Origin of the sequence: Ruegeria sp. PrR005, from assembly GCF_010500245.1 — a bacterium.
In the GTDB taxonomy this organism is placed as follows: Bacteria; Pseudomonadota; Alphaproteobacteria; order Rhodobacterales; family Rhodobacteraceae; genus Ruegeria_B; species Ruegeria_B marisflavi.
In genome coordinates, this window is the sequence record NZ_JAAGOX010000021.1 from 22,894 (window position 1) to 33,023 (window position 10,130).

Annotated in this window: 7 protein-coding genes and 1 pseudogene; 7 read left to right on the forward strand and 1 reads right to left on the reverse strand. The window is 58.6% G+C overall.

Going from position 1 to position 10,130, the window contains the following annotated elements; genetic code table 11:
• The first annotated feature begins 92 nt into the window (after positions 1-92).
• The 7 genes from G0P99_RS12475 to phnE (G0P99_RS12505) all read left to right on the forward strand — a co-directional run bounded on the left by G0P99_RS12475 (position 93) and on the right by phnE (G0P99_RS12505) (position 8,679).
• A complete protein-coding gene (locus G0P99_RS12475) occupies positions 93-749 on the forward strand; it encodes a TetR/AcrR family transcriptional regulator (RefSeq protein ID WP_164130252.1) in 657 nt (218 codons plus the stop codon).
• Between the two features lie 85 nt (positions 750-834).
• Positions 835-2,775, forward strand: coding sequence for an FG-GAP-like repeat-containing protein (locus tag G0P99_RS24775; protein ID WP_164130254.1), 1,941 nt, complete (start codon positions 835-837; stop codon positions 2,773-2,775).
• A gap of 99 nt (positions 2,776-2,874) precedes the next feature.
• Entirely contained in the window at positions 2,875-4,740 is a 1,866-nt protein-coding gene (locus G0P99_RS24790; RefSeq protein ID WP_370462775.1) for a M10 family metallopeptidase, read from the forward strand.
• A gap of 434 nt (positions 4,741-5,174) precedes the next feature.
• Positions 5,175-6,149 (forward strand): phosphate/phosphite/phosphonate ABC transporter substrate-binding protein, encoded by a 975-nt coding sequence (gene phnD / locus G0P99_RS12490; RefSeq protein WP_164130256.1) that lies wholly within the window; start codon positions 5,175-5,177, stop codon positions 6,147-6,149.
• Positions 6,150-6,233: 84 nt separating this feature from the next.
• On the forward strand, positions 6,234-7,025 hold the full coding sequence (phnC, locus tag G0P99_RS12495) for a phosphonate ABC transporter ATP-binding protein (protein WP_164130258.1): 792 nt from the start codon (positions 6,234-6,236) through the stop codon (positions 7,023-7,025).
• Positions 7,022-7,864, forward strand: a complete 843-nt coding sequence (gene phnE, locus G0P99_RS12500) for a phosphonate ABC transporter, permease protein PhnE (RefSeq protein WP_164130260.1) — start codon at positions 7,022-7,024, stop codon at positions 7,862-7,864. Before phnC ends, phnE (G0P99_RS12500) begins: the two co-directional genes overlap by 4 nt.
• A complete protein-coding gene (gene phnE / locus G0P99_RS12505; RefSeq protein ID WP_164130262.1) occupies positions 7,864-8,679 on the forward strand; it encodes a phosphonate ABC transporter, permease protein PhnE in 816 nt (271 codons plus the stop codon). The genes phnE (G0P99_RS12500) and phnE (G0P99_RS12505) overlap by 1 nt, the downstream gene beginning before the upstream one ends.
• A gap of 522 nt (positions 8,680-9,201) precedes the next feature.
• Here phnE (G0P99_RS12505) and G0P99_RS24800 read toward each other — a convergent pair.
• A pseudogene (locus tag G0P99_RS24800) lies at positions 9,202-9,941 on the reverse strand (IS3 family transposase); the annotation flags it as partial.
• Between the last annotated feature and the right edge of the window lie 189 nt (positions 9,942-10,130).

Consider the following 10,130-nt stretch of genomic DNA (forward strand, 5'->3'; position numbering starts at 1 on the left):
TTCCGTATCAGCCTTGGCTTCATTTGCGGGCTTGCCCAATTTCTGCCCACGTCATGTCGACCGCCCCTGCTTGGGCAAAGCATACGGACCGATTGGAAAGACTTGAAACCCACCCGTTTTCACTACATTTGAGCGATATGAACGAAATGCCCGCGAAACTGAGAGAGCGCGCTGACCGCAAATCAGCCAAGCGTTTGGAAAAAAAGCGTCAGATCGCCGAGTCTGCGATCGAGGCGCTAAAGGAATTGGGTTACGCCAATACCTCTCTGCGCGACATTGCCGACAAAAGCGACCTGTCGCTGGGCATGCTTCACTACTATTTCGAAGACAAGACCGACCTGATCATCCACTGCGTGGCGATCTACAAGGAGGGTTTCGTCGAAAACATCATTCGCGCATTGGACAATGCGGAAGGCCGCGAAGCGGTCATCGACAACTTCTCCGAGGCGCTGGTGGTGTCGATCATCGATGACGAAATGACCCATCGGCTGTGGTACGATATACGAACCCAGGCCATGTTCGACGAGGCTTTCAGGCCCGCGGTTGCTTCGATCGAAGGCAAGTTGATCAACATAGTACGGCAGGCGTTCAAAAAAGCCGGACACCCCGTGCCTGAAAATGTCGATTTGTACTATGCGCTTTTGGACGGCGCTTTCCGCTACCTGATGCAGGGACAGATCGGGGCCGACCGGAAATCGCGCGAAGAACTGTTGCAAACCTTCCGTGGATTGCTGGCGCAGTTTCTCTGATTTACCTTTTTCGCTTAGAATGGTTGCCTGAGACCGTGTTTTCGTAAAAAATATTCGAAAACCAGAATGATAAGCACGAGCAACCATGTTCACCTATCTCTCAGACTTCTATTTTGAACGGAACTACAACTATGCGGGTTGGGCCCAGGTGACCGACCTGGACCGTGATGGTCTCCCTGAAATCGTTGTCACGCGGTTTTCCGTTCCCGGCGGCGAATGGCTGGACATGCCGGTTTTCACAGTGCACGCCGATGGCACTATCGAGGATATCTCGGCCCGGATCGGCGGCGGGACGCCGTTGCAGGTCGACTTTGGGCGGGGGCTGATCGTACAGGACCTGAACGGAGATGGCTGGGACGACATTTTCGTCGCAGATCATGGCCTGGATACCCATCCCTTTCCCGGACAGGTCAATACGGTTCTGATCTCGGACGGGTCCGGGGGGTGGATCAATCGCTCGGCAGAGTATTCACGCGAGCCGGATTTTACGCATTCAGCGGCCGCAGGCGACCTGAACGGTGATGGGTTGACCGATATCTTCGTCGGAAACCTCGGCGTGAACGGCGCCTATATCGTGACGGTACAACCTGACGGGTCCCCCACAATCGGCGCGCTGCGCCTGCCCGGCATCCGGGACTACACCTCATCAGAGATAGCCGATCTGGACGGCGACGGTATAGACGAGTTGATCCTTGGAGCGGACCAGGGGTTTCAAGCCGGACTGACAAACAAGATTGCCCGCTACAACGGGTCCGGGTTTGTCATGACCGCGCTGCCGAACCAGACCGTTCTGGATCAATCGATCACACTCGATATCGAGGTGCTGGATCTGAATGGCGATGACCGGCCGGATATCGTTACCCTGGTCACCGATGCCGATCCGTTCTACACGCGGATCGGTATTCAGGTCCTGATCCAGCAATCAGACGGCAGTTTCAGAGATACAACAACCGACTGGTTTGATCCTACTGATTTCGCTGGTGAAATCGACCCGAATGGCTGGGCGTCCCGCCTGATTTTTTCCGATCTCGATCTTGATGGTGATCAGGATCTTCTGGTCCAGATGCAGTTCCCAAACAAGCACCGCATCTTTTACCAGGAGGATGGGCGGTTTTCGCCCGGCCCAGATGATCAGACCATTGGCGGCTCCAACGAAGCACTGGCACTGGTTGATTTCGACGGCGACGGAGTTGACGAGATCATGGCTTTCACAGGCCATGGCGTCTGGATCCATGACAATGGTCTCAGCCTTGTTCCCGTCGATCAGACCGGCGGCCCGGAGAACGATACGCTGACCGGCAACGCCGGCGCAGATACGCTCGACGGGCTTGCCGGCGACGACGTGTTGCAGGGACAAGCCGGAAATGACCGCCTTCTGGGAGACACAGGCAACGACAGTCTCGACGGTGGTCTCGGGGCTGATACGCTCAACGGTGGCGTCGGCGATGATATTCTCATCGGCGGTCCGGCCACAGGCGACCTGCGCGACATCATCTTTGCCGGTGAAGGCAACGACAGCATCGATGCCGGGGCCGGCAATGACCTGGTCTATGGCCAGGGTGGCAATGACACCATCGCGGGCGGCTTTGGCGTGGACGAGTTGCAGGGCCAGGACGGCGACGATGTCATCACTGGCTCGGCCTTCTCCGATCTGGTCTATGGCGGGGCCGGAAGCGACTTCGTCAACGGCGGCTTCGGCCACGACCGCATCAACGGCGGAACTGGTGCGGACAAGTTCTTCCATATCGGTGCCGAAGGCCATGGTTCGGACTGGGTTCAGGACTACAGCGCCGGCGAGGGGGATGTTCTTCTGTTTGGAATTTCCTCTGCGACCCGCGCCGATTTCCAGGTCAATTACGCCCATACGGCAAATGCCGCAGGCGAGCGGGCCGGGGACGATGCCGTCTCCGAGGCCTTTGTGATCTACCGCCCGACAGGCCAAATCATGTGGGCGCTGGTGGATGGCGAGGGGCAGGACCGCATCAACCTGCAAATCGGGTCGGACGTCTTTGACCTGCTATCGTGAACTGAGCCGATGGCGCCCTGTGACGATTTTTGCAATGGCCCGGGCTTTTAAGTCGATTAGCGTGTCGGAAACCAGAAAAAACATAGACGCAGGTACACGGTGCTGACTGAAGCGGAAATTCTGCAAGGGCTCCAGTTCCCTTTCTCGCTGTTGTCCGGGCCGATCAACACCTCGGCACAGGCGCCTTACACGCTCACCTATCAGTTCGAGGCGATGGTTCAACCGCCGGACCTGGGCCGGACCTTCAGCGGGTGGCAGGTAATGAACGCGGCGGAAAAGGCCCAGATCCGGCAGGTTTTGGACCACCTTGAAGCGGTTATCAATGTGCGCTTCACCGAAGTCATCGGCGATCCGGATCCAGATATCAACATCGGAAAGGTCGACATCCCCGGGAATACGATTGGATACGGCGGTTACTCCTATTCCGCCTGGTCCGACGGCACATTGGCAAGCTACGATGGCTTCGCGGTCTATGACAACTCGCTGGATCTGGCATCGGGCCAGCACTGGCTGATCCTGCATGAACTGGGGCACGCGCTGGGGCTGAAACACCCCGTCGAAGCGAGCGGTTCCGGCGACACTGGAATTCCCCAATTGCCGGAAGAATACGACAACTGGAAGTTCACGGTGATGTCCTACGATGCAAACCCGGACACTGCGACCGCTCCCGAAAGCCTCGCCGTGTTCGACGTTTTGGCCTTGCAGGACAGGTGGGGGGCGAACGCTGGCTACAATACCCGAGACGACCGCTACACCGGTCCCCGCGTGCCAGGGGTGGACGTGATCTGGGACGCCGGGGGCGAAGACTGGCTCGATGCCTCGACCTATGCCGGTCCGGTGTCGCTCAGCCTGGTACCAGGCAGCTTTTCGCGTTTCGGCTCGTTTGACGACGTGGCCATCGCGTTCGGTGCCGTGATCGAGAACGCCGCGGGCGGAATGGGCAATGATTTCGTGACCGGATCGGACGGCGACAACCGGCTGAACGGGGGGGCTGGAAATGACCACCTTTACGGAGGCGATGGCAATGACACGCTGGATGGTGGGGGCGGGTTTGATGTTGCCATTTTCTCCTGCCCCAGTACGGCATACAAAATTCAGAGAAACGGCGATGGCTATCTTCTGAGTGCCGGAGCAGAACAGGATCTGGTCCGTGGGGTGGAACAGTTCGATTTCGCGGATCGGTCCCTGACTACGGAGCAGATCGGTGCCGTCGCGGACAGCGGTGGTGGTCTGACCGGCACGGAATATGACGATGTGCTGACCGGCACCACGTGCAACGACTTGCTGTACGGGTTCGAGGGCAACGACCGCCTGTTGGGCGCGGGCGGTGCGGATACGCTCGACGGCGGCATCGGGGCCGATACGCTCAACGGCGGTGACGGCGATGATGTGATCATCGGCGGGCCGGGCGAGGGCGATCTGCGCGACGTGATCTATGCCGGTGAGGGCAACGATTCGATTGATGCCGGTGCGGGCAATGACCTCGTCTACGGACAGGGCGGCAATGACACCATCGCGGGCGGCTTTGGCGTCGACGAGATCCAGGGTCAGGACGGCGACGACGTGATCACCGGCTCTGCTTTCTCCGATCTGGTGTTCGGCGGCGCGGGCGACGACTTCGTCAACGGCGGGTTCGGGCACGACCGGATCAACGGCGGCACGGGCGCGGACAAGTTCTTCCACGTGGGCGCCAGCGGTCACGGCTCGGACTGGGTGCAGGACTATAGTGCCGCCGAGGGCGACGTGCTGCTCTTTGGCATCGGATCCGCCATCCGCGACCAGTTCCAGGTGAACTTCAACCACACCCAGAACGCTGCGGGCGAGCGGGCTGGCGACGACGCGGTGCAGGAGGCCTTCGTGATCTACCGGCCCACAGGCCAGATCATGTGGGCGCTGGTCGATGGCGAAGGCCAGTCCTCGATCAACCTCCAGATCGGGAGCGAGGTGATCGACCTGTTGGTGTGATCCCTAGACGCATATCCGTGAATCACAAAATCCGTGAGTGCGGCCTGTATCCTTTGCCGAATGGAAGACAGACGGGCACTTTTGGTTGCTCCGGCCGTTTAGCAATCCTGTCGCCTGACAACCTTTGAGCGCGAAGCGGTACGGGTTGCCATCCTGCAAATGACCGAGTTTCAAACTTGCGGGCCAGGTGTAGTCGCCCGTCAATCGACGCATTTAATATCCCAGAAACACACGCTTTTATCCGGTTTCGTTAGCTTTCCCCCAATCCCTGCGCCCGGTTTGTGCCAGAGAGACCCCTTTCCCACAAACCGTAAATCGACCTGACTGGTCCGGCGACCGCTGTGGCGGCTTCCGAGTTTACAGAGGGAATGAAACCAAAATGTAGACTCAAGAAATTTCACAAAGCAGAATGAAGGCACACCAGGGAGAGAGATATGAATACCATAAGCAACCTTCTACTCGGCGCCTCAGCCGCAGTACTTGTGTCATTCGGCAGCATGGCTGCGGCCCAGGACTGTCCACGCGGCGATCTGGACAAGCGGTTTTGCGATGCCGATGGCGATTTGATCGCCGACATTCCCACCGATCCCGCGCAACTCGTCGACCCGGATACGCTCATTTTTGCGTTCACACCGGTCGAGGATCCGGCCGTCTACAAGTCTGCATGGTCGGATTTCCTGACGCATCTGGAAAAGGAAACCGGCAAGAGCGTGGTGTTCTTCCCGGTTCAGAACAACGCGGCCCAGATCGAGGCCATGCGATCGGGGCGACTTCACATAGCGGGCTTCAACACCGGGTCGAACCCGCTGGCGGTGAACTGCGCAGGCTTCCGCTCTTTCGCCATCATGGCCTCCAAGGACGGCAGCTTCGGCTATGAGATGGAGATTATCACCTACCCCGGATCTGGCATCGAAAAGGTCGAGGACATCAAGGGAAAGCAGCTTGCCTTCACCTCGCCCACGTCGAATTCGGGCTTCAAGGCGCCTTCTGCCATTCTCAAGGCCGATTACGACATGATCCCTGAGCGGGATTTCGAACCTGTCTTTTCGGGCAAGCATGACAACTCGATCTTGGGCGTTGCGAACAAGGATTATCCTGCCGCTTCTATTGCGAACTCGGTCATGCACCGAATGATCAGCCGCGACGTGGTCAAGTCCGACCAACTTGTGTCTCTCTACAAGTCGCAGACCTTCCCGACCACCGGGTATGGCACCGCCCACAACCTGACGCCTGAACTGCAAGAGAAAATCCGGAACGCCTTCTTCAACTTCAACTGGGAAGGTACGTCGCTCGAGGCCGAGTTCTCCAAGTCAGACGAGGGCCAATTCATCCCGATCACATACAAGGAGTTCTGGGAAGTCATTCGCAAGATCGACGCCGCCAACGGCGTGAGCTACGCCTGCGAGTAATCAGACCCATCTTGCAAGCGCCCCATCGGGGCGTTTGCAACGCTTCCCGCAAATCAACCATGCCCCACAAGGCAAGGAGCGCTCATGCTGCGGCTTGAAAAGCTGACAAAGACCTACAAGACCGGCGATCAAGCCCTGAAGGCTGTCGACCTCGAGGTTCCCGAGGGACAAGTCCTTGCCCTGATCGGGCCTTCGGGCGCAGGAAAGTCCACACTGATCCGCTGCGTGAACCGACTTGTTGAACCAAGCAGTGGCAAGGCCTGGCTGGGCACTTCCGAACTGACCAGCCTGAGCCCGGGCAACTTGCGCAAGGCAAGGCGGCGCATGGGAATGATCTTTCAGGAATATGCGCTTGTCGAACGCCTGACGGTAATGGAAAACGTTCTGTCCGGGCGCCTGGGTTATGTCGGATTCTGGCGCAGTTTTCTGCGTCGCTACCCGCAAGCCGATGTCGACGAAGCTTTCCGCTTGCTTGACCGGGTCGGTCTGCTTCACATGGCCGACAAGCGGGCCGATGAACTGTCCGGAGGCCAACGGCAACGCATTGGCATTTGCCGGGCCCTGATCCAGAACCCGGCGCTCTTGCTGGTGGACGAACCGACAGCCAGCCTTGATCCGAAAACAAGCCGCCAGATCATGCGCCTGATTGTAGAGCTTTGCCAGGAACGTAAGCTTGCGGCGATTATCAACATTCACGACGTCGCCCTGGCGCAGATGTTCGTTCAACGCGTCATAGGCCTCGAACTTGGCAGTATCGTGTTCGACGGCCGCCCGGATGAACTCACCCCTGAAGTCCTGACGCAGATTTACGGCGAAGAAGACTGGGAGGCGACCATCCAGAAGGTCGAAGACGACGACGAAGGTGCCGTAGAATGACACCATCGACAGCAGGCACGACACATACACACCGAGAGCTTGACGATTTGCTAGGAAGCCGATGGCGCAAGCCACGGTTGATCCGTCGCCCCTGGTTGCGATGGACCCTATGGACGGGCTTCGTCGCGTATCTGATTGCCTCATACATGACGGTCGAGGTTAATTGGGCCCGGGTGTATGAAGGGCTGGAGCGCGGCTGGGCTTTCGTCCTTGCCTTTACCAGCCCCGATTTCTTTGGCCGGGGCGGCGATATCTGGGAGGGCATGGTCGAAAGCCTGATCATGACCGTGGCGGCTTCGGTCGTGGGCATCGCCCTGTCCATTCCCATCGGCCTGGGGGCGGCGCGGAACGTCGCGCCATTGCCCGTCTATCTGGTATGCCGTGGGATCGTGGCGATCAGCCGCGCATTGCAGGAGATCATCGTGGCCATCCTGCTTGTGGCAATCTTCGGCTTCGGCCCGCTTGCAGGATTCCTGACGCTCAGCTTTGCGACAATCGGGTTCCTCTCCAAGCTTCTGGCCGAGGATATCGAGGCGATGGACCGGGTCCAGGCCGAAGCGGTGCGGGCCAGCGGGGCAAGCTGGCTGCAATGGATAAACTACGGGGTGCAGCCCCAGGTCATGCCGCGCCTGATTGGTTTGTCCATGTATCGCGTCGATATCAACTTCAGGGAAAGCGCGATCCTTGGCCTGGTTGGCGCGGGCGGCATTGGGGCAACGCTGAACACGGCCTTTGACCGTTATGAATACGACACAGCGGCGGCCATCCTCATCCTGATCATCGTGGTTGTCATGGCGCTCGAATACCTGTCGGGCATCATCCGGGCGAGGGTGCAATAATGCCGGTATCCGAAAGAAACGGCACCGCCGTCTGGCGCAAGCGCACGACCAATCAGGCCCTTGTCGTCTGGACGGCCTGGCTGATCGGTGTCGCGGTGTTCATGTATTGCTGGCAGCGCATCTCGGAATCGACCACCTGGTTCTTCGTCTGGGATGCGCCGCGCATTGCGGGCGACATCTGGACCCGCGCGACACCGCCGCGCTGGGAATACATCTGGCAATTGGGCCGCCCGATCTGGGACACGTTGAATATTGCCACGATGGGAACAATGATGGCACTGGCCATTGCCGTGCCCATCGCCTTCATGGCTGCCCGGAACACGACACCTTCGGCCCTGTTCATCAGGCCGATTGCACTGCTGATCATCGTCTCCACCCGTTCGATCAACTCACTGATCTGGGCGCTCCTACTTATCGCGATAATCGGACCAGGCGTATTTGCCGGCATCATCGCGATCGCCATCCGCTCGGTCGGGTTCTGTGCCAAGCTCCTGTACGAAGCCATTGAGGAAATCGACGAAACCCAGGTCGAGGCGATTACGGCCACGGGTGCAAGCCGCTGGCAGGTCATGGCCTATGGCATCGTTCCACAGATTCTTCCGGCATTTGCCGGGATCGCAGTGTTCCGGTGGGACATCAACATTCGCGAATCCACAGTGTTGGGACTGGTCGGCGCAGGCGGCATCGGACTCCAACTTTCCGCTTCGCTCAATGTCCTCGCCTGGCCTCAGGTCAGCCTGATCCTTTTGGTCATCCTCGCCGCTGTTGTGTTGAGCGAATGGGTTTCGGCAAAGGTCCGGGGTGCGATCATTTGATCGCCATGCGTTCGCGAGGACCAGAGCGGCCAGGCTGGTGCTGTACAGGGCAGAGTTGCAGCCAGCTTCGTAGAAGCCTTGCCCCGTTGATTGAGCTACCCCCAATCCTTGGGCGGAATTCCACTTAGTTTAAGCTACTCTTTGCTCCTGCCAACCGGGTTGGGTTTCGTCTTTTCTTAAGCCAATAGACCGCGACCGGGGGTTTGCCTCCAAGGGCGGATTGCGGGCGCTTGCGGTTTTAGAACTCGATCCGCTTTCCGACACCGGATTTGGTCTCTGATCCAGTTTCCCAAGCGTACAAGTAGACGCATTCGTCTTTCAGCGACCGCCAGAGCTGCTCAACAAAGATGTTGCCAAGAAACCGGCCCTGCCGTCCATCAAGATGCACACGCCGGATCGACGCAAGCGGTCGATCCAGGCAAAGGACGTAAACTGACTACCCTGATCCGTATTCACGATCTCGGGCGGGCCGAAGCGGTGGATTGAACCGCAGCGGGATTGCCGGAGGCTGATTTCAGTTGGTTACACGGCAATGTCCTCAGTTTCCAGAGAGGCGTAGAAACTGGCCTCTGCCTCTGCCGGCGGAATGTTCCCGATAGGCTCAAGCAAAGGACGGTTGTTGAACCAGTCCACCCATTCGAGTGTTTCTTATTCCACTGCCTCGAAGTTGCGCCAATGGCGCGGCGGTGAATGACCGCGGCTTTGAACAAACAGTTTGTCGTCCCGGCCAGGGTATTGTCACAAATGTCTCCGACGCTGCCGACAAAGGGCTCGATACCAGCTTCTCCCAACCGCTCTGTGTATTTGATCGACAGGTATTGGCAGCCGCGGTCGGAGTGGTGAACAAGCCCCATCTCCTTTGTCGGCCGCCGCTCGTGAACCTCCTGCTCAGAGCATCGAAAACGCACCCTTCATGCGCCGAGGTGCTGACACGACCCATTGACCGGCAGGCGATTTGGCCATGCCAAATCTGCCGAGAGGGGACCAACGATCTTGCGGGCATAGGCATCGACAACGGAGGCGACATAGGCGAACCCTTTCCAGGTGGCAACATATGTGAAATCGCTGACCCAGAGCATGTTGGGCGCGGGCACACGGAATTGCCTGTTTACCTTGCCCAGCGGGCACGGGGCCTTCTTGTCGGGCACCGTGGTTTAGTGCGGCTTTCCCCGGATTATACCTTGAATAGCGATACTCTTCATCAGCCGGTCGACCGTGCAGCGGGCAACAGTGAGACCCTCCCGTTGCAATTGCCGCCACATCGCAGGCACGCAATGGTCGACCCGCAAATTCATGAACATGACCCCGCTATTCGCGCATCAAGCACAAGGAGCCGTCGTCGCGTGAAAAACGAAAGTGCGAAAGATCTTTGACTGTTGATTTCCACCCAGAAGTGAGCCGGGCCGGCGGATAATTTCCACTGAGAACTGAGCCATGTGAACCTTTCCCCG

What these genes read in the sequence shown, in the direction of transcription:
- phnE (WP_164130262.1), top strand. Translation starts at nt 7,864, where the DNA reads ATGCCGGTATCCGAAAGAAACGGCACCGCCGTCTGGCGCAAGCGCACG.
- phnC (WP_164130258.1), top strand. Translation starts at nt 6,234, where the DNA reads ATGCTGCGGCTTGAAAAGCTGACAAAGACCTACAAGACCGGCGATCAA.
- phnE (WP_164130260.1), top strand. Translation starts at nt 7,022, where the DNA reads ATGACACCATCGACAGCAGGCACGACACATACACACCGAGAGCTTGAC.
- phnD (WP_164130256.1), top strand. Translation starts at nt 5,175, where the DNA reads ATGAATACCATAAGCAACCTTCTACTCGGCGCCTCAGCCGCAGTACTT.
- G0P99_RS24775 (WP_164130254.1), top strand. Translation starts at nt 835, where the DNA reads ATGTTCACCTATCTCTCAGACTTCTATTTTGAACGGAACTACAACTAT.